At 75.1% G+C, this 19,795-nt stretch carries 16 protein-coding genes; 9 read left to right on the top strand and 7 right to left on the bottom strand.

The features are described 5' to 3' along the window. Nucleotides 1-254 precede the first annotated feature (254 nt). The 7 genes from V6U77_RS16595 to V6U77_RS16565 all read left to right on the top strand — a co-directional run bounded on the left by V6U77_RS16595 (nucleotide 255) and on the right by V6U77_RS16565 (nucleotide 11,736). Nucleotides 255-1,073: an SAM-dependent methyltransferase gene (locus tag V6U77_RS16595; RefSeq protein WP_334607235.1), complete on the top strand. Its 819-nt coding sequence runs from the start codon at nucleotides 255-257 to the stop codon at nucleotides 1,071-1,073. A gap of 4 nt (nucleotides 1,074-1,077) precedes the next feature. After that, complete coding sequence (locus tag V6U77_RS16590; RefSeq protein WP_334607234.1) at nucleotides 1,078-3,252, top strand: putative bifunctional diguanylate cyclase/phosphodiesterase; 2,175 nt, start codon at nucleotides 1,078-1,080, stop codon at nucleotides 3,250-3,252. After that, nucleotides 3,249-3,749, top strand: coding sequence for a DUF456 domain-containing protein (locus tag V6U77_RS16585; protein ID WP_334607233.1), 501 nt, complete (start codon nucleotides 3,249-3,251; stop codon nucleotides 3,747-3,749). Before V6U77_RS16590 ends, V6U77_RS16585 begins: the two co-directional genes overlap by 4 nt. A 376-nt stretch (nucleotides 3,750-4,125) precedes the next feature. After that, nucleotides 4,126-5,487 (top strand): glutamine synthetase family protein, encoded by a 1,362-nt coding sequence (locus tag V6U77_RS16580; RefSeq protein ID WP_334607232.1) that lies wholly within the window; start codon nucleotides 4,126-4,128, stop codon nucleotides 5,485-5,487. Between the two features lie 132 nt (nucleotides 5,488-5,619). Then, nucleotides 5,620-6,975 carry an aldehyde dehydrogenase family protein gene (locus V6U77_RS16575; protein ID WP_442934445.1) on the top strand — a complete coding sequence of 452 codons (1,356 nt, stop codon included), beginning with the start codon at nucleotides 5,620-5,622 and terminating at the stop codon, nucleotides 6,973-6,975. Between the two features lie 4 nt (nucleotides 6,976-6,979). Further along, nucleotides 6,980-7,747 (top strand): 3-oxoacyl-ACP reductase, encoded by a 768-nt coding sequence (locus V6U77_RS16570; protein ID WP_334607230.1) that lies wholly within the window; start codon nucleotides 6,980-6,982, stop codon nucleotides 7,745-7,747. A gap of 320 nt (nucleotides 7,748-8,067) precedes the next feature. Next, complete coding sequence (locus V6U77_RS16565) at nucleotides 8,068-11,736, top strand: SpoIIE family protein phosphatase (protein ID WP_334607229.1); 3,669 nt, start codon at nucleotides 8,068-8,070, stop codon at nucleotides 11,734-11,736. Between the two features lie 96 nt (nucleotides 11,737-11,832). Here the strand turns inward: V6U77_RS16565 and V6U77_RS16560 are convergent, their stop codons facing one another. After that, nucleotides 11,833-12,150 (bottom strand): STAS domain-containing protein, encoded by a 318-nt coding sequence (locus V6U77_RS16560; RefSeq protein WP_334607228.1) that lies wholly within the window; start codon nucleotides 12,148-12,150, stop codon nucleotides 11,833-11,835. A gap of 95 nt (nucleotides 12,151-12,245) precedes the next feature. Here V6U77_RS16560 and map point away from each other — a divergent pair, with 95 nt between their 5' ends. Further along, nucleotides 12,246-13,103, top strand: a complete 858-nt coding sequence (gene map / locus V6U77_RS16555; RefSeq protein ID WP_334607227.1) for a type I methionyl aminopeptidase — start codon at nucleotides 12,246-12,248, stop codon at nucleotides 13,101-13,103. Continuing rightward, nucleotides 13,100-13,816, top strand: coding sequence for a VIT1/CCC1 transporter family protein (locus V6U77_RS16550; protein ID WP_334607226.1), 717 nt, complete (start codon nucleotides 13,100-13,102; stop codon nucleotides 13,814-13,816). Before map ends, V6U77_RS16550 begins: the two co-directional genes overlap by 4 nt. Before the next feature lie 11 nt (nucleotides 13,817-13,827). Here the strand turns inward: V6U77_RS16550 and V6U77_RS16545 are convergent, their stop codons facing one another. From V6U77_RS16545 to V6U77_RS16520, 6 genes are read right to left on the bottom strand one after another with little or no spacing between them, the layout of a single operon-like run. Continuing rightward, on the bottom strand, nucleotides 13,828-14,553 hold the full coding sequence (locus tag V6U77_RS16545; protein ID WP_334607225.1) for a nucleotidyltransferase domain-containing protein: 726 nt from the start codon (nucleotides 14,551-14,553) through the stop codon (nucleotides 13,828-13,830). A gap of 9 nt (nucleotides 14,554-14,562) precedes the next feature. Beyond that, a complete protein-coding gene (locus V6U77_RS16540) occupies nucleotides 14,563-15,063 on the bottom strand; it encodes a nitroreductase/quinone reductase family protein (protein ID WP_334607224.1) in 501 nt (166 codons plus the stop codon). Nucleotides 15,064-15,091: 28 nt separating this feature from the next. After that, entirely contained in the window at nucleotides 15,092-17,797 is a 2,706-nt protein-coding gene (locus V6U77_RS16535) for an FtsX-like permease family protein (protein WP_334607223.1), read from the bottom strand. Next, entirely contained in the window at nucleotides 17,794-18,552 is a 759-nt protein-coding gene (locus V6U77_RS16530; RefSeq protein ID WP_334607222.1) for an ABC transporter ATP-binding protein, read from the bottom strand. Before V6U77_RS16530 ends, V6U77_RS16535 begins: the two co-directional genes overlap by 4 nt. Then, entirely contained in the window at nucleotides 18,549-19,136 is a 588-nt protein-coding gene (locus V6U77_RS16525; protein WP_334607221.1) for a PadR family transcriptional regulator, read from the bottom strand. The genes V6U77_RS16530 and V6U77_RS16525 overlap by 4 nt, the downstream gene beginning before the upstream one ends. A gap of 55 nt (nucleotides 19,137-19,191) precedes the next feature. Next, nucleotides 19,192-19,638, bottom strand: a complete 447-nt coding sequence (locus tag V6U77_RS16520) for a ferritin-like domain-containing protein (RefSeq protein ID WP_334607220.1) — start codon at nucleotides 19,636-19,638, stop codon at nucleotides 19,192-19,194. Between the last annotated feature and the right edge of the window lie 157 nt (nucleotides 19,639-19,795).

Below are 19,795 nucleotides of genomic sequence, written 5' to 3'. Positions count from 1 at the left end.
CGCCCGGGGTTGCCACCGCCCGTCCACGCTCGGCGTCCGCGCCGCGACGGGGACCGGCCCGGGTGCGCTGTCCGGCCCGTGGACGGGGGGCCGGACGGGCCGACGAAGTGGGTCATGGGATCTCCCGGAGCCGGTGCCGCGCGGCCTAGAGTGGTGAGCACCACACGACCCGCGGGTCGGCCGGTGCCGCGCGTGCCCTCGCACCCCGGCAGCGGTTGCCTCCCGCACCGCGGCGACGACCATGAGGTGCAGCAGTGCAGATGCCGGACGGACTTCCCGCCGAGATCGACCTCTCCCGGCCGAGCGCGGCCCGGGTGTACGACTACTTCCTCGGCGGGGCGCACAACTTCGAGATCGACCGGCAGCTCGCCGAGCAGATCGCCAGCATGACCCCGAACCTGGCGGCGACCATGCGCGCCGGTCGGGAGTTCCTGCGCCGCGCCGTGCGGACGCTGCTCGACGCCGGCATCGACCAGTTCCTCGACATCGGCTCCGGCATCCCCACGGTCGGCAACGTGCACGAGGTCGCCCGGGCGGCCAACCCGAAGGCCCGGGTGGTCTACGTCGACATCGATCCGGTCGCGGTGGCGCACAGCCGGGAGCTGCTCGCCGGCGACGAGCTGACCGGGGTGATCCACGGCGACCTGCGCGAGCCGGAGCGGATCCTGGCCGGGGCCCGTGACCTCGGGCTGCTCGACTTCGGCCGGCCGCTGGGCATCCTGCTCGCCGGGGTGGTGCACTTCGTTCCCGACGCGGACCGCCCCGGCGACGTCCTGGCCACCCTCCGGGCCGCCGCGGCCCCGGGCAGCCACCTGGTCATCTCGCACTCCACGTTCGAGGACCAGCCGCAGGAGATGCTCGACGCGCAGCGCCTCTCGGCGCGTACCGACACCGAGATCACGCTGCGCTCCCGGGCCGAGGTGACGAGCTTCTTCGGCGACTGGACGCTGCTGGAGCCGGGCGTGGTGCACATGCCGCTCTGGCGCCCCGACTCGCCCTCCGACGTGGACGAGCACCCCGAGCGGTTCGGCGCCTTCGGCGGCGTCGCCCGGTACGACCAGCTGACCGCCTGAGCCGATGGGCGCCGTCCCGGAGCCCGGCGGCGACGACCTCAGCCGGTCGGGCGCCCAGCGGTACGCGGCCGAGTGGGCCCGGGCGGTGCGTCGGCTCGGGTTCGTGCCGCTCAGCGCGGCCGAGACCGAACGCCTGCTGCACCTGCACACCGTCCGGCTGGCCCGGGCCCTGCTGGCCGAGCCGTTCTCGCCCCTGCCGGCCGAGGAGGTGGGGCGCGCGCTGGTCGAGGAGCACCTGACCGAGCCCCGGGTGCTCGACTGGTCGGTGCGGGCCCTCGGCGACCGGTTCCTCTCCCAGGTCGCGCCGGACCGGGCCCACCGGGACGGGACGGCGCAACGGGTCGCGGCGTTGCAGGGCGGGCTCGCCGCCGGCTTCGCACGGGCCCTGCGCGACCGCACGTTCGCCCAGCAGGAGCGGATCGCCCGCTCCGCCTGGCAAGCCCGCGACGAGGTGGAGCAGGCTCTGCGCGACAGCGAGGCCCGGTTCCGGGCGGTCTTCGTGGGGGCGGCCACGGGCATCGGCATCGCCGGTGTCGACGGTCAGATCATCGACGTCAACCAGGCGTTCGCGGGCATGCTCGGCTATTCGATCGAGGAGCTGCGGCAGACCAACGTGGCCTCGCTGTTCCACCCCGACGACGCGGCCGGCATGTGGGAGCTCTACCAGGAGCTGATCGAGGGCAAGCAGGACAGGGCGCGGGTGGAGAAGCGCTACTACCGCAAGGACGGCAGCGTGGTCTGGACGGACCTGTCCGTCTCCCTGATCCGCCACGACGACGGCCGACCCCGGTTCACCGTCGCGATGATCGAGGACATCACCGAGCGGTACGAGCTGCAGCAGCGGCTGCGCTTCCAGGCGCTGCACGACCCGCTCACCGGCCTGCCCAACCGGACCCTGTTCTTCGAGACGCTGGGCCGGGTCTTCGACGACGCCGCCGCGGCCCAGCGGGTCGGGGTCTGCTTCCTCGACCTGGACGGCTTCAAGGCGGTCAACGACAGCCTCGGCCACGACCTCGGCGACCGGCTGCTCGTGGTCATCGCCAGGCGGCTGGCGGACTGCGTCGCGGGGCGCGGCCACCTCGTCGCCCGGATGGGCGGCGACGAGTTCGTCATCCTGGTCGACGACGGCGCCGGCATCGACGACGCGGTGCAGGTCGCCGAGATGGCGCTGGCCGCGGTCTCCGCCCCGGTCCGCATCGGCGAGCACCAGCTCGCGGTGTCGGCGAGCGTCGGCATCGTCGAGTGCCCGGTCGGCGGGACGAGCGCCTCGGAGTTGATGAAGGCCGCCGACACCACGCTCTACTGGGCCAAGGCGGAGGGACGGGGCCGGTGGGCGGTCTACGACCCGGAGCGCGGCGCCCGGGACATCGCCCGTTCCGCCCTCGCCGCCGGGCTGCCGGCGGCGCTGGACCGGGGCGAGTTCGTCGTGCACTACCAGCCCATCGTGTCCCTGCTGGAGGGCTCGATGCTGGCCGTGGAGGCACTGGTCCGGTGGCAGCACCCGGAGCTGGGGCTGATCGGGCCGGACCGGTTCATCGGGCTGGCCGAGGAGACCGGCCTGATCGTCCGGCTCGGCGAGTGGGTGCTGCGGCAGGCCTGCCGGGACGCGGAGGCGTGGCGGCGCGAGTTTCCCCGGGCCCAGCTGGTGGTCAGCGTCAACCTGGCCGCCCGGCAGGCCGACGACCCGGGGATCGTGGACACCGTCGCCGACGCGCTCGCCTCCACCGGGCTACCGGCGGACCTGCTGCAACTGGAGCTGACCGAGAGCGCGGTGATGGGCACCGCCGGGGAGCCGCTGCGGTCGCTGCACCGGCTGGCCGCCCTCGGCGTACGGATGGCCATCGACGACTTCGGCACCGGCTACTCCAACCTCGCGTACCTGCGCCGGTTGCCGATCCACTGCCTGAAGCTGGCCGGGCCGTTCGTCGAGGGCATCCGGGGCGAGGACGCCGAGGCGGTGGCCGACCACCGGGACGAGCGGATCGTGGACGCGCTGGTCCGGCTGGCGCACGCGCTGGAGCTGTGGGTGACCGCCGAGGCGGTGGAGACCGAGGTGCAGGCGGAGCGGCTGCGCGCCCTGCGCTGCGACACCGGGCAGGGGCGCTTCTTCGGCCCGCCCGCCGCGGCGGCCGAGATCACCGCCCGCCTGCGCGCCGAGGATCGGGGGCCGACGGGATGAGTCTGACGGACAGCGAGACGACGGTCGCCGTACTCGCCGGGCTGGCGATCCTCGCCGGGTTGGCCGGGGTGGTGGTGCCCGGCCTGCCGGCGCTGCCGCTGTGCTGGGGCGGGGTGCTGGTCTGGGCGGTCTTCGGCGGCGCGGGGCCCGGCCGCTGGGCGGTGCTCGCCGCCGCGACGGTGGTCGCTGCCGGCGGGGTCGTCGTCAAGTACGCCTGGCCGGGGCGGAACCTGAAACGTACGGGTGTGCCCACCTCGTCGCTGCTCGCCGGTGGCCTGCTGGGGCTGGTCGGCTTCTTCGTGATCCCGGTGATCGGGCTGGTGCTCGGCTTCGTCGGTGGGGTGTGGGCGGCGGAGCGGCTGCGGCTGGGCGACTCCCGGCTGGCCTGGCCGGCGACGAAGCAGGCCGTGGCGGCGGCCGGCCTGTCCATGCTGGTCGAGTTCCTCGCCGGCCTGCTCGTCGCCGCGCTCTGGGGCGTCGGCCTGCTCATGGCGTGAGGGTGGCGCGGGCGGCGGCGCGGGGCGGGCGTCGGGTACGGCGCAGCGCCGTACGGTGAGAGAGAGGTGACGTGCCCCGCGCCGCCGCGTGCCGGGCGGTCCGAGCGCCCGGCGGTGGCCCGTCGCGATCGGGCCTGGTCACGGGCTCAAGCATGCCTCGTACCCGCAGGCACGGCAACGCAATTGGCCCGGTGGCCCGGCCGGTCGGCGGGAGCGTCGGGCGGGCCGTTCGCCGGGCGCCGTTCCCATGGACGGGGCAGCTCGACAGGGCCCGTCCGGCGACACCCGGCGGCCCCGGGGCGGTTGCCGGCACGCCGGGCAGGGCATTGACGGTCGACCGGTTCAGCCAGTAGACCTTGGTGATGGAGGCCCGCCGATGAGGAAAGCTCCGCTCACGTTGGAACAACTGCGGGTCGCCGTCGCCGAGGGCGAGATCGACACCGTCGTGCTGGCCCTGGTCGACATGCAGGGCCGGTTGCAGGGCAAGCGGTTCCACGCGCCCTACTTCCTGGACGAGGTGGCCGCGCACGGCAGCGAGGGCTGCAACTATCTGCTGGCGGTGGACGTCGACATGAACACCGTCGACGGCTACGCGATGTCGAGCTGGGAACGCGGCTACGGCGACTTCGCCATGGTGCCGGACCTCGACACGCTGCGCCGGGTGCCCTGGCAGCCGGGCAGCGTGCTGCTCCTGGCCGACCTGGCCTGGCTGGACGGCTCCCCGGTGATCGCCTCGCCCCGGCAGATCCTGCGCAGGCAGCTCGACCGGCTGGCCGCGCACGGGCTGACCGCGTACGCCGGCACCGAGTTGGAGTTCGTGCTGTTCCGCGACTCGTACGAGGACGCCTGGCGGCGCGGCTACCGCGACCTGACCCCGGCGAACCAGTACAACGTGGACTACTCGCTGCTCGGCACCGCCCGGGTGGAGCCGCTGCTGCGCCGCATCCGCCGGGAGATGGCCGGGGCGGGGCTCACCCCGGAGAGCGCGAAGGGGGAGTGCAACCTCGGCCAGCACGAGATCGCCTTCCGCTACGACGAGGCGGTGGCCTGCGCCGACCACCACGTGATCTACAAGAACGGGGCGAAGGAGATCGCCGCCCAGGAGGGCATGTCGATCACCTTCATGGCCAAGCCGAACGCGCGGGAGGGCAACTCCTGCCACATCCACTTCTCGCTGCGTGACGCCGAGGGCCGCTCCGCGATGCTCGGCGACGGGCCCGCGCACCTGTCGACGACCGGGCAGCGCGTGCTGGCCGGGCTGCTGGCCACCATGCGCGAGTTCAGCCTCCTGTTCGCCCCGAACATCAACTCGTACAAGCGCTACCAGCCCGGATCGTTCGCGCCCACCGCGCTGCGTTGGGGCACGGACAACCGCACCTGCGCCCTGCGGCTGGTCGGGCACGGGCAGGGGATGCGGGTGGAGAACCGGGTGCCGGGCGCGGACGTGAACCCGTACCTGGCGATCGCGGCACTCGTCGCCGGCGCCGTGCACGGCATCGAGCGGGAGCTGGAACTGGGCGAGGAGTGCACCGGCAACGCCTACGACGACCCGGCCGCCGACCGGGTCCCCGGCACGCTCCGCGACGCCCTGGCGCTCTGGGCGGACTCGTCGGTGGCCGCCGAGGCGTTCGGCGACGAGGTGGTGGCCCACTACGCCAACCAGGCGCGGGTCGAGCTGACGGCCTACGACGCCGCCGTGACGGACTGGGAGCTCTTCCGTGGCTTCGAACGCCTCTGACCCGCCCCTCACCCCGTCGATCATGGAGTTGTGGTGGGCGGTAGGTGGCGATCCGTGGCTTTCGTGAGGCACCACAACTGCATGATCGACGCCGCAGTACCGCGGGGCGGCCGGGAGAGGGGAGGGGTGGGCTTGAGTGAGGTGGTGGATCCGGCCACCGGGGAGGTCGTGGGGCTCGTGGCCGCCACGACGCCCGACGAGGTCGACGCGGCGATCGCGCGGGCCGACGCGGCCTTCGCGCGGTGGCGCGGGACGGCGCCGGGGGAGCGGGCGCGGGTGCTGCGCCGGTTCGCGGCGGTGGTCGACGCGCACCTGGAGGAGCTGGCGCGGCTGGAGGTGCGCAACTCCGGGCACACCATCGGCAACGCGCGGTGGGAGGCGGGCAACGTCCGCGACGTCCTCGACTACTACGCGGGCGCGCCGGAGCGGCTCACCGGACGGCAGATCCCGGTGCCGGGCGGGCTGGACGTGACGTTCCACGAGCCGCTCGGCGTGGTCGGGGTGATCGTGCCGTGGAACTTCCCGATGCCGATCGCCGCCTGGGGCTTCGCGCCGGCCCTCGCCGCCGGCAACACCGTGGTGCTCAAGCCCGCGGAGCTGACCCCGCTGACCGCGCTGCGCCTGGCCGAGCTGGCGCGAGAGGCGGGCCTGCCCGACGACGTGTTCACCGTGCTGCCGGGCGCCGGGTCGGTGGTGGGGGAACGCTTCGTCACCCACCCCGCCGTACGTAAGGTCTGCTTCACGGGCTCCACCGAGGTGGGCACCCGGATCATGGCCGGCTGCGCCGCCCAGGTGAAGCGGCTGACCCTGGAGCTGGGCGGCAAGAGCGCCAACCTCGTCTTCGCCGACGCCGACCTGGAGCGGGCGGCGGCGACCGCCCCGTACGCCGTCTTCGACAACGCCGGCCAGGACTGCTGCGCCCGCTCGCGGATCCTGGTCCAGCGGCCGGCGTACGACCGGTTCCTGGAGCTGCTCGAACCGGCGGTGCGCGCGCTGCGGGTGGAGGACCCGGCCCGGGAGACCGCCGAGATGGGCCCGCTGATCTCCGCCGCCCAGCGGGACCGGGTGGCCGGGTACGTCGACGGGGCGACGGTCGCCTTCACCGGCTCCCGACCCGACGGCCCCGGCTTCTGGTACGCCCCGACGGTGCTGCTCGCCGACTCGCCCGCGGACCGGCACTGGCGCGAGGAGATCTTCGGCCCCGTCGTCTCGGTGCTCCCGTTCGACGACGAGGCCGACGCGATCCGGCTGGCCAACGACACCGAGTACGGCCTGTCCGGCTCGATCTGGACCCGGGACGTGGGCCGGGCGGTGCGGGTGGCGCGGGCCGTGGAGGCGGGCAACCTCAGCGTCAACTCGCACTCCTCGGTGCGGTACTGGACGCCGTTCGGCGGGATGAAGCGCTCCGGGCTGGGCCGCGAGCTGGGCCCCGACGCGTTGCACGCCTTCACGGACGTCAAGAACGTGTTCATCGCGACGGAGGAGTGATCAGGTGCGGGGTCGTCTTGAGGACCGGGTGGCCGTGGTCACCGGAGCGGGCAGCGGGATCGGGCTGGCCACCGTGCGGCGCTTCGCCGCCGAGGGGGCCCGGGTGGTCTGCGTGGACGTCGACCCCGAGGCGGGCGGGCGGGCCGCCGAGGAGGTCGGCGGCGAGTTCGTCGCCACGGACGTCGCCGACGAGGCGGCCGTACGGGACCTGTTCGACGGGGTGGCCGAGCGGCACGGGCGCATCGACGTGGCGTTCAACAACGCCGGCATCTCCCCGCCGGAGGACGACTCCATCCTCACCACGGGGCTGGACGCCTGGGAGCGGGTGCTGCGGGTCAACACCACCAGCGTCTACCTCTGCTGCAAGCACGTCATCCCGCACATGCGCCGGCAGGGCCGGGGCTCGATCATCAACACCGCCTCGTTCGTGGCGCTGATGGGGGCGGCCACCTCGCAGATCGCGTACACGGCGAGCAAGGGCGGGGTGCTGGCGATGACCCGCGAGCTGGGCGTGCAGTTCGCCCGGGAGGGCATCCGCGTCAACGCGCTCTGCCCCGGCCCGGTCGCCACCCCGCTGCTGCTGGAACTCTTCGCCGCCGACCCGGAGCGGGCCGCCCGCCGGCTGGTGCACGTGCCGATGGGGCGGTTCGGGAAACCGGAGGAGATCGCCGCCGCGGTGGCGTTCCTGGCCAGCGACGACTCGTCCTTCATGACCGCCGCGCAGTTCGTCGTGGACGGCGGCATCACCGGCGCGTACGTCACCCCGCTGTAGGCCGGCCGCCGATCGGGATCACCGCGTACGTCGACGGTGGGTGGTGCAGATCACAGTCGATCGACGACGGCGCTCCGGCCACTCGCTACGGTCCCGTCAGCGGGACTGAATTGCCGCTCTGGTCCGGGTTCCGGGCGACCACGGTCCCGCGTGGATCCGGCGCGCGACACCGTCGACAGGCACCGGGGGCCGGAGCGGGGCGGACATGACCAGCGCTCGCCGGACGGTATGCGTTACGTTGCTCGTCCGTCGGGGTACCAAACGGGCACGGCCGGTTGGATCACCGGGCCGAGGCGGTGATGGCCGAAGCGGGAGGCACTATGAGCTCGGCCCAGGGGGGCGTGGACGAGGGTCGCCCGTCCGCAGGAGGCCGCGACGACGAGTTCCCCCCGTTGCTGGCTGCCGCCTTCGCCGGTGGCGGCGAGATGGGCGAGCTGCTGCAACGCGTCGACTGGTCCGCCCACCCACTGGGCACCCCCGACCGCTGGCCGCCGGCGCTCTGCTCCGCGATCAGCCTGATGCTCGCCTCCAGCTCGCAGATCGCCATGTTCTGGGGCGAGGACGAGCTGGCCTTCTACAACGACGCCTACCGACCGACGATCGGCGACAAGCACCCGGGCGTGCTGGGCCAACCGGCCCGCGAGCACTGGCCGGAGACCTGGAGCGTGCTCGGGCCGCTCCTGGCGGGCGTCCGGCGCGACGGCCGGTCGTACCGCGCCGAGGACCATCCCTTCCCGCTCGACCGCCGAGGCTTCCTGGAGGAGACGTACTTCGACGTCTCCTACGACCCGATCCTGGGCGCCGGCGGCACCGTCGACGGCGTCTTCTGCATCGTCAACGAGACCACCGGCCGCGTCATCGGGGAGCGCCGGCTGCGGCTGCTGGCCGAGCTGGGCACCGAGCTGGCCGAGGTGGACAGCACGCCCGAGCTGGGTCGGGTCGCGGCGACGGTGCTCGACCGGCACCGCTCGGACGTACCGTTCGCGCTGGTGCACCTGTCGGACCAGGCGGGCGGGGCGGCGCTGGCCGGGTGCAGCGGCGTCGACCCGAGGGCGGTCGCCACGCCCCCGCCGGCGCGGCTGGCCGAGGTCGCCGCCAACGGCACCGCCGCCACGGTCGCCGTGCCGGACCTGCTCGCCGAGGCCCCGGCCGACGCGACCGCCGAGGCGCTGGTGCTGCCGATCACCGCCGGGAACGAGACCGTCGGGACGCTGACGGTGGGCGTCGCGCGCCGGCTGCCGCTCACCGACGAGTACCGCGACTTCTTCGACCTGGTCGCCGCGCAGATATCCCGGGCGGTCGGGCGGCAGCAGGCGTACGAGCACGAACGCGCCCGCGCCGCCGAGCTGGCCGCCCTCGACCGGGCCAAGACGAACTTCTTCGCCAACGTCAGCCACGAGTTCCGCACCCCCCTGACCCTGGTGCTCGGCCCGCTGGAGGACCTGCTGGCCGATCCGGCGCTGCCGGGGGCGTACGCCGACCGGCTCGCCACCATGCACCGCAACGCGCTGCGGCTGCTCAAGCTGGTCAACACGGTGCTCGACTTCTCCCGGCTGGAGTCCGGGCGGCTGGCCGCCCGCTACCAGCCCACCGACCTCGCCGACTACACCGCCCGCCTGGCCAGCACCTTCCGCTCCGCCACCGAGCGGACCGGGCTGCGCCTGGTCGTGGACTGTCCGCCGCTGCCGGCACCGGTCTACGTGGACCGGGACATGTGGGAGAAGGTGGTGCTCAATCTCGTCTCGAACGCGGTGAAGTTCACCTTCGACGGCGAGATCCGGGTACGGATCCGCGCGGTCGGCGGGGCCGCCCACCTGGAGGTCGTCGACACGGGCGTCGGCATCGTGCCGGAGGAACTGCCGCAGATCTTCGAGCGCTTCCACCGGGTGCCCGGGGTGCGCTCGCGCAGCCACGAGGGCACCGGGATCGGCCTGGCACTGGTCCGCGAACTGGTCGAGATGCACGGCGGCGAGGTGGCCGTCCGCAGCCGCGTCGACGGAGGCAGCACGTTCACGGTGACCGTTCCGTTCGGTGCCGGGCACCTGCCGGCCGAGCGGGTCGTCGACGCCGGCTCCCCGGCGCAGGTCGAACTGGCGCACGCCGACCTCTACGTCGCGGAGACGGCGCTCTGGACGGGTGCCGCCGCGTCGACCGACACCGACGGGTCGCCCCGGGGCAACGGCGCCGCCGGTCGGATCCTCGTCGCGGACGACAACGCCGACCTCCGCGAACACGTCACCCGGCTGCTCTCGCCGTCCTGGGAGGTGGTCGCGGTCACCGACGGAGTGGAGGCGCTGCGGCACGCCGTCGACGGCACGTTCGACCTGGTGCTGACCGACGTGATGATGCCCCGCCTGGACGGGTTCGGGCTGGTCGCCGCGCTGCGCGCGGACCCGCGTACCCGGCACCTGCCGATCGTGCTGCTCTCCGCGCGGGCCGGGTCAGCCGAGGAGGTCGCCGGGCTCGCGGTGGGCGCCGACGACTACCTCACCAAGCCCTTCTCCGGGCAGGAGCTGATCGCCCGGGTGCGGGCCAACGTCGAGCTGGGCCAGCTCCGCGGCCAGATCATCCGAGGGCTGCGCGCCCTGGCCGACGCGGCGGTGGCGGTCAACACCGCCCGCTCCACGGCCGAGGTGCTCCAGGTCGCCGCGCGGCACGCGCTGAGCCTCGCCGAGGCCGCCCGCGTGGTGGTCTCCGCCACCGGGATGCGCTTCGAGGCCGACGGCGGTGGGCTCTCCTCGATCGAGCCGTCCTTCGTGCTGCCGCTGACCGGCACCACCGGCGAACGCCTCGGCGAGCTGCGGGTCTGGCGCCCCGACGGCGACGGGGCACACACCGACGAGGCCGCGCTCACCCAGCTGGCCCGGCTGGTCGGGGTGCGGCTGGAGAACGCCCAGCTCTACGAGGCCGAGCACCGCATCGCCACCACGCTGCAGCACAGCCTGCTGCCCAGGTCGCTGCCGCAGCTGCCGGGCGCCCTGGTGGCCAGCCGCTACCTGCCGGGTAGCGCCGACGTGGAGGTCGGCGGCGACTGGTACGACGTCATCGCGCTCGGCGACGACGAACTCGTGCTGGCCATCGGCGACGTGGTGGGCAAGGGCGTCCCGGCGGCGGCGGCGATGGGCCAGCTGCGCAACGGACTGCGCGCGTACGTCCTGGAGGGCTTCGACCCCGGCGAGTCGCTGACCCGGCTCAACCGGCTGGTCGGCACGACCGAGGGGCGCTCCTTCGCGACCGTGTTCTGCCTGTGGTTCAGTCCCCGCACGGGTCGGATGCGCTACGCCAGCGCCGGCCACCCGTCCCCGCTGCTGATCCGGGCCGACGACGTGGCGTTCCTGCACGACCGGGCGCTCGGGCCGCCGGTCGGGGCGATCCCCGACACGATCTACCGGACGGTGGAGGGGGAGCTTGCCGCCGGGAGCCGGCTGCTGCTCTACACCGACGGGCTGATCGAGGACCGCAAGCTCGGCATCGACGCCGCGCTGGGCCTGCTGCGGCAGGACGCGGCCACCCCCGGCGAGCACGTGACCGACCTGGTCGACGCGGTGGTGGAGCGGGTCGCGGGGCGGCCCCTGCGCGACGACGTCGCGGTGCTCGCCCTGGAGGCCGCCGAACTCAACCGGTTCGCGCTGCGGCTGCCGGCCGACCCCACCCGGCTCAGTGTGCTGCGCAAGCGGCTGGAGGACTTCCTCGTCGCGCACCGGGTCACCGAGACGGACCTGTTCGACCTGACCGTCGCGATCTCCGAGGCGGCCGCCAACGCCATCGAGCACCCGGTCGAGCCGGCCGAGCCGACGATCGGCGTCGAGGTCACCATCTCCGACCGCACCGTGGTCGCCACGGTGCGCGACAGCGGCCGGTGGCGGGAATCGACCGGGTCGGGTTTCCGGGGGCGGGGGCTGTCCCTGATCGAGGCGCTGGGGGAGCTGTCGGTGACCCGTACCGCCGAGGGGACCGAGGTGACTTTGCGCCGGCGGCTGGCGGACTGAGCGCGCCCGGTCGGCGGCTGGTGGGCTGGGCGCGGCCGACCGGCGGCGCTGCGGGTCGCGGCCGGCGCGGAGCGGGCGGACCGGAGCCGGGAGGGCTCAGGCCGGGCGGAGCCAGGCCTGGTCACCCAGGCCGGAGATGTCCAGCACCCGGTGGACCTGCCGCGAGGGCAGGACGGTGAGCGCGTCGGGAAGGTGCTGGGCGAGCCGGACCACGGCGTGGATCGCCGCCGAGTCGAAGAAGGTGACCGCCCGGAGGTCGAGCGTCACCCGCTCGGCCGGCTCCCGCAGGGCGGTCTGGTACATCGCGTCGGCGGTCGCCATGTCGACCTCGCCGGTGACCAGGACGCGGAGGTGGCCGCCGTCGAGCTCCGCCTGGGCGGAGAAGACGGGAGACGCGCCACCCCCTTGATCCACGGAGCCACAATTGCACAGCGGGCCTGGCACGGCAACAACCGCTCCGGGCGGGCGGTGGCGGGGGTCACCGCCGCGCGCGGCGATAAACTCGGGGCATGACCGTCCGTGCGCCGCTGACCCCAGGCACCCTCTCCCCGCTGCGGCCCGTGCCCGCCCACATCGTCCGCCCGGAGTACGTGGGCAAGAAGCGCCCCCTCCAGTGGAGCGGCTCGCACGTGCAGACACCGGAGACCATCGAGAAGATGCGGGTCGCCGGCCGGCTCGCCGCGCAGGCCACCCAGCTCGCCGGCGAGCACTGCAAGCCCGGCGTGACCACCGACGAGATCGACCGCGTCGTGCACGAGTTCCTCTGCGACCACGGCGCCTACCCGTCGACGTTGGGCTACAAGGGCTTCCCCAAGTCCTGCTGCACCAGCCTCAACGAGGTGATCTGCCACGGCATCCCCGACTCCACGGTGCTCGCCGACGGCGACATCATCAACGTGGACGTCACCGCCTACCTCGACGGCGTGCACGGCGACACGGACGCCACCTTCTGCGTGGGCGAGGTCAGCGAGGAGGCCCGGCTGCTGGTCGAGCGGACCCACGAGGCGATGATGCGCGGCATCCGCGCCGTCGCCCCGGGCCGCCAGATCAACGTGATCGGCCGGGTCATCGAGTCGTACGCGAAGCGCTTCGGCTACGGCGTCGTCCGCGACTTCACCGGCCACGGCATCGGCGAGGCGTTCCACAGCGGGCTCTACGTGCCGCACTACGACAGCCCCCGCCCGACGGACGTGATGGAGCCGGGGATGACCTTCACCATCGAACCGATGATCACCCTCGGCACCCACCAGTACGACATGTGGGACGACGGCTGGACGGTGGTGACCAAGGACCGCAGGTGGACGGCCCAGTTCGAGCACACCATCCTGGTGACCGAGGACGGCCACGAGATCCTCACGCTGCCGTGACGGACACCCCGGCGGCGCTGCGTGAGGCGCACCACGCGGACGTCTCCGGCGGCTGGCTGCGCCCCGCCGTCTTCGGGGCGATGGACGGGCTGGTCACCAACATCGCCCTGATCGCCGGAGTGGCCGGCGGCGGGGTGTCGCCGCGCAGCGTCGTGCTCACCGGCGTGGCCGGCCTGGTGGCCGGGGCCATCTCGATGGGCCTGGGGGAGTACACCAGCGTCCGCTCGGCCAACGAACAGGTCGCGGCCGAGGTCGCCAAGGAGCGCCGCGAGCTGGAGCGGCACCCCGAGGCCGAGGCGCGGGAGCTGGCCGCGGCGTGGACCGCCCGGGGACTGCCGCCCGATCTCGCCATGGAGGTCGCCCAGGCCGTCCGGCGCAACCCGGAGGAGGCGCTGCGGGTGCACGTCCGGGAGGAGCTCGGCGTCGACCCGGACGAGCAGCCCAGCCCCTGGGCGGCGGCGATCTCGTCGTTCCTGTTCTTCTCGGTCGGGGCGCTGGTACCGCTGCTGACCTACCTGTTCGGCGCGACGAGCCTGTGGCTGGCGCTCGCGGTCGGCGGGCTCGGGCTCTTCGTGGCCGGGGCGGTGGTCGCCCGGTTCACCGCCCGGTCCTGGTGGTCCGGCGGCCTGCGTCAGCTCCTGCTCGGAGCCGCGGCGGCCGGCGCCACCTACCTCGTCGGCACCCTCATCGGCGTGCAGGGCGGCCTCGGCTGACCGGGGCCCGCTCAGCCGTCGAGCAGGTCGTCGACCGTGCCGTCGACGGGGCGGCCCCGGGCCGCCAGCTCGTGCGCCTGGCGGGTCAGCACGGCCCCCACCTCGGTCATGTCCGCGCCCGCCAGGCCGGTGCGGCGCACGGCGTCGCCCGGGTCCCGGAAGTAGGTGCGGCTGAGCAGCCCGGCCACCGTGGCCGCCGCCAGCCGCGCCTCGCCGAGCATCAGCAGCGCCTGGTCGGTCTCGTACCACTCGGCCAGTCGGGCGGCCCGGGCGTGCGCCGCGCCGCCCCGGTACCAGGCCCGGCGCGCCGCCGTGCTGAACTCGGCCGGCCGGGCCCGGGCCAGCCGGCCCAGGTGCGCGTCGCGCAGCGTGCGCAGCCAGCCGGTCGGGTCGTGCAACGCCCGGGTGCTGACGTACCGGTCGGCGGTCAACGGCCACAGTGGGGAGATCACCCGGGCCTGGCGCAGGTAGTCGTCCGCGCCGGCGACGGTCAGGTCCACCAGCACGCCGTCGACCCGCCGGGTCGCCGGGGACGGTCCCCCGCCGGGCCGGTAGGTCACCACCAGCAGCCCGACCTCGCCGTCGCCGCCACCGTCGTCGTCGCCGTGGGCCAGCGGGCCGTGCACCGCGACCGCCAGCACGTCGGCCGGGAACCGCCGGCGCACGGCGTCGGCGACCCGCTGCGCGACCGCCCACCGTGGATCGTCGCAGTGGGGTTGGCCGTCGGCGCCGGTCACCGGAGCAGCCTATTCGCGGACGGCCGGCCCGCCCGGCACGCCGCGCCCGGTGGGCACCAGCCGGAAGACGAGGATCTCCCGGCCGCCGGCGCGCTGGGCGTACGTCCGGTAGGCGGGCCACTCGGTGACCAGCAGGCTCCAGAGGCGGTCCCGTTCGGCGCCGGTGGCGATCTCGGCGCGTACCGGGACGTGGCGGCCCCTGACGGTCACCTCGGCGGCGGGGTCGGCGCGCAGGTTCATCGCCCAGCCGGGCTGGTGGGTCTGGCCGAAGTTGGAGCCCACCACCACGTACGCGTCGCCGTCGCGCACGTAGAGCAGCGGATTGCTGCGCGGCTTGCCGGAGCGGCGGCCGGTGGTCGTGATGACCAGCGACGGGATGAGCCCGAGCGCGACCACCCGCCCCCGGGTGAGGCGCCCGACCATCCGGTCGGCGGGGACGAGCAGGCGGACGGCGGCGCCGAACCAGCGGTGGTGGCCGACCCGGCGGGTGAGGGCTCCCAGTACGGGCATGGCGACCAGTGTGCCCGCCACCGGCTGCTCAGTCGAGACGTCGTTCGATCGGCAGCCGGGAGCGGGTGAAGAGTCCCGCGCCGAGCATGGCGACCACCGGCACCACCACCAGGACGCCGAGCGTGGCCCACGGCACCACCACCGGGTACGGCTCCGGGACGGGCCAGAGGCCGGCGTAGCGGCGGTTGAGGGCGGTGAGGATGATCGACGCCGAGCCGAGGCCGGCGACGATGCCGAGCACGGAGCCCAGGACGGCGATCACCCCGGACTGGCAGAGCGAGAGCAGCCGGCGCAGCCCCGGGCCGGCGCCGACCGCCGCGAGGGTGGACAGGTCCGCCCGCCCCTCGGCCGCGGCCAGCCCGGTGGCGATGCCGGCGGCGCCCACGGTGACGACCCCGGCCGCGGCGGCCAGCAGGAGCAGCAGCGGCCGTCCCGTCTCCTCCAGGGCACCCTGCTCGATCTCCACCTGTGCGCCGAGCGGGCGCACGGCGGCGACGAACCGGTCCTGCCGGTCCCCGGGGGGCACGCCGTCGGCGGCTATCGCCCAGCCGAGCGGGTGGACGGTCAGCCCGAGCCGCTCGGCGGCGGCCCGGGAGAGCAGCATCCGGTCCGTGCCCAGCCCGGTGGGCAGCGGATACCCGGCGACCGTGGTGCTGGTCGGGGTGTCGGGCCGGGCCTGCCCGGGGCGGGTCACCTGGACGTCGACCCGCCCGTCGCGCACGTAGCGCGCATCGGTCACCACCACGCCGCCCGCCCGCAGCACGGCGGTGGCGGCGGCGACCTCGGCGGGGGCGGCGCCGGTGAGCACCGGCAGCGCCGCCCCGTCGTCCACCACCACGTGGAAGTACCCGCCGAAGTGGTCCTCCGGTCCCCTGCGGCAGCGGGCGTCCGCCCGGGCCTGCCGCTGCTGCGCCGGGCTCAGCCGGTCGCCGGGTGCCCACGGGCAGGCACGCTCGGCGGGCAGCACCGGCGAGACCTCGCACGGTCCGGTGTCCGGCTCGCAGCGGGGCTCCGCCAGCGGCGCCACCGTGCGCGCCCCCAGGTGGGCGCGCGCGGCCTCGCTGACCCGGGACAGGTCCGGCGGGCCGTGCGGGCCCGGGCCGGTGACCAGCACCGTGGCGGTCGGCAGGGTCGGCCGGTACATCGTCGCCGACCGGGCGTCGTCGCTGGCCAGGTACACCCCGACGGCGACGCTGCCGGCGACCGCCGCCATCACGGCGGAGATCGCCGGGGCGGTGGACGACCGGTTGCGGCTGGCGTCGCGCAGCGCGATGCGGGGCGCCAGCGGCAGGGACCGCCCGAGGCGGGCGAGCAGCCCGACCAGCGTCGGGGTCGCGAAGACCAGGCCCAGCTCGCCGAGGACGAGGCCGGCGAGGATCACCGCCGGTGCCGTCCGGGCCGCCCCGAACGCGGCCACCGCGGCCCCGCCGACGGCCAGGGCCACCCCCGCGGTCAGCCAGCGCCGCCGGTGCGCGGGCGGGGTGCGCCGGCCGGCCAGCCCCGCCACCACGTCCTGCCGGGCGGCCGTCCAGGCCGGGGCCAGCGCGGCCAGCACCCCGGCCAGCACCGCGGCGGCGGCGATCGCCGCGAGCGCCTCCGGCCAGCAGCGGTACGCGCCGAAGCGCGCGCCGAAGAGGTGCTGCTCCACCAGGGGCCGGCCGGCGAACGCGGCGGCGACGCCCAGCGTGACCCCGGCGGCGGCGCCGAGGGCGCCCAGCACCACGCCGTCGGCCAGCACGATCCGGCGCAGGTGGGTGTCGTCCCCGCCGGCCACCGCGACCAGCGCGAGGTCCCGGCGCCGCCGCCGTACGCCGACCGCGAAGGCCGGTCCGACGAGTAGCACCACCTCCAGCAGCCCCAGCCCGCCGACGAGCACCGAGACGCTCATCCCCTCCACGTCCATGGCGGAGCGGCCGTACGGCGCGAACGTGACGGTCTCCGACGCCGGGGCGGCGACACGGGCGCGCACCAGGACGCCGTGCGCGTTGAGCCGACGGAACAGTGCCTCGTCGGCGGCGCGGGGCAGGTCGACGAGCCAGCTCACGTCCGGCTCGGTCTCCGAGCGACCCGCCGCCGGGTGCAGCGTCACCACCGCGCCCAGGTCGTCGGGGTACTCGGCCACCCCGACCACGCGCCAGGAACGGGCGCCGTCGCCGGAGGTGACGGTGCCGCCGAGGCCGACGTCGAGGCGGCGCAGCGCCTCCGGGCTGACCGCGATCTCGTCCGGCCCGGCTGGCGCCCGCCCCGAGTGGAACCGGACCAGCCCCCGGCCGAGCGGGTCGGCGAGGTCCACGGCGCGCGCCGCGAGGCCGTCGTCGACCCGCTCGCCGACCCGGGCGTCGAACGACACCCAGCGGCGCAGCGGGACCACCCGACTCCCGGCCGGCAGGAGGGCGCTCACCTGCTCGGCGGTGACGAGCCCGGCTGAGGGCACGTCCTCCGGGTCGGTGCGCCAGGAGTCGCCCCAGGCGCTCTGCACGAGCGGGTGCCGCACCACCCAGTTCAGCTCCGCGTCGGCCGCGCCGAGCTGGCGGTCGGCCCGTTCGGCCGGGGTCAGCTCGGACATCCGCCAGCTCACCGCGGTGAAGGCCAGCACCAGCACCGGGAGCGTGATCATCGCCAGCACCAGCGCCGTACGCCCCCGGGCCCGCCGGGCCTCCCGCCGGGCGATGCGCAGCGCCGCCCACCAGGAGCCGGTCGCCCGGGCGAGTCGGCCGCCCCGGCCGGCGCTCACCGACCGCTGCCGCTCAACAGCTGCTCCACGCTGCCCAGCGGGGCCGTCGTGTCGACCAGCACCCCGTCGCGCAGGAAGACCACCCGGTCGGCCCAGGCGGCGTGCCGCGCCTCGTGGGTGACCAGCACGGCGGCGGCCCCGGCGTCGACCCGTCGGCGCAGCAGGTGCAGCACCGCCTCGCCGGTCTGCGAGTCCAGTGCGCCGGTCGGCTCGTCGGCGAGCACCAGCCGGCGTTCCCCGACGAGCGCGCGGGCGATGGCCACCCGCTGCTGCTGCCCGCCAGAGAGCTGGTCGGGGAACCGGTCGCCCAGCTCGGGCAGGCCCACCTCGGCCAGCGCGTCCAGCGCGAGGCGGCGGGCCCGCCGGACGCCCGTGCCGTCGAGTTCGAGGGGGAGGGCGACGTTCTCCACGGCGCTGAGGCTGCCGACCAGGTTCAGGTCCTGGAAGACGTAGCCGATGCGGCGGCGCCGTACCTGGGCCAGCCGCCGCCGGTCCAGGGCGCCGAGGGGCTCGCCCTCCACGTACACCTCGCCCGCGGTCGGGCCGTCCAGCCCGCCGGCCAGGGCGAGCAGGGTCGACTTCCCCGAACCGGACGGCCCCATCACGGCGACGAGTTCCCCCGCGTGCACCGCGAGGCTCACCCCCCGCAGCGCGTGCACGGCCGCCGCGCCGCCGCCGTGGGTGCGGTGCACGTCACGCACGTCGAGCACGGGTGTGGCCGGGCTCCCGTCCGCCGGCGGGGTCCCCGTGTTCACCGTCGCGCCTCCTCGTCCGTGCGGTTCACCGCCTCGGCGGGCGTCGTCGGAACGCGGCCGGGCTCCGTCGGACGGTAGCGCACCAGGCTGGTCTCGCAGTGGTCCAGCCAGCGCACCTCGGCCTCGGCCTGGAAGACCATGGCGTCCAGCACGAGCCGCCACGGCAGGTCCTCGGGGCGGTCGCTGGCGTACTTCAACCGGGTCAACTCCTGCAGTGCCCGCATGGTCGCGCTGCGCTGGGTCTGCACCACCGACCGGACGTCGACCCCGGGGGTGGTCAACGCCAGGGCCAGCTTGATCGCCAGCTCGTCACGGGGACGGTCGGTGCGGCTGATCGGGGTGGCGAACCACAGGGCCAGGTCCGCCCGCCCGGCGTCGGTGATCTCGTACGGTCGCTGCCCCGCCTCGCTCTCGGGCAGCGACCGGACCAGCCCGTCGCGTTCGAGGCGGGACAGGGTGGTGTAGACCTGCCCGATGTTCAGCGGCCAGGTCGAACCGGTCGACTCCTCGAACGCGGCGCGGAGCTGGTAGCCGTACATCTGGCCGCGTTCGAGCAGGGCGAGCAGACCGTGTCGGATGGACATGGCAACGGAGTATGCATACCTGGTATGCGACCCGCAACCGGAGCGGGGGCGGCGGTCAGGTGGAACGGCCCGGGAACGGCACCGTCAGCGGGGTCATCCCGGCCGTGCGTCGCCAGCGGGTGGCCCGCAGGGCGTACTCGACCAGGGCGGCCAGGGCCCGGTCCCGGTCGACGCCGGTGGTGACCGGGACCACGGCCCGCCAGAACGCGGCCGTGCGCTCCTCCACCTCGACGGCCAGCCGCAGCGCGCCCGCCGGGTCGGTGACCGGGAACGGCAGCGTGTAGCCGGCCCGGTCCGGCGGGACGCTCCCGCCGCCGGCGCTCAACTGCACGATCAGGCCGTCCCGGCGGCGCCGGTGCGCGGCCTCCGCCTCCCTCGCGGCGTTCCGGGCGGCGCCGGTGAGGCGTACCCCGATGGGACCGTACGCCCAGATCGCGGCGTACTCGGCGGAGAGCGCCGCACGGAGCGCCCCGGCCGCCCCGGACGGTGTCGGTGCGGTCACTTCAACGCCTCCACGTGCGTGGCCCGGGCGGCGGCGATGGAGGCGAGCAGCGCGGCCCGCTCCGCCGGCGCCGCCGCGCAGGCCCTGGTCGCCGTCTCCCGGCCGGCGCGTTCGCCCTCGCGCAGCGCGGCCCGGGCCGCCGCCCGGTCGCCGGGCG

It is taken from the genome of Micromonospora sp. CPCC 205546 (assembly GCF_036902715.1).
GTDB lineage: Bacteria > Actinomycetota > Actinomycetes > Mycobacteriales > Micromonosporaceae > Micromonospora.
The sequence above is the reverse complement of the archived record's forward strand: the minus strand, read 5'-3'. Positions and strand labels throughout refer to the sequence as shown.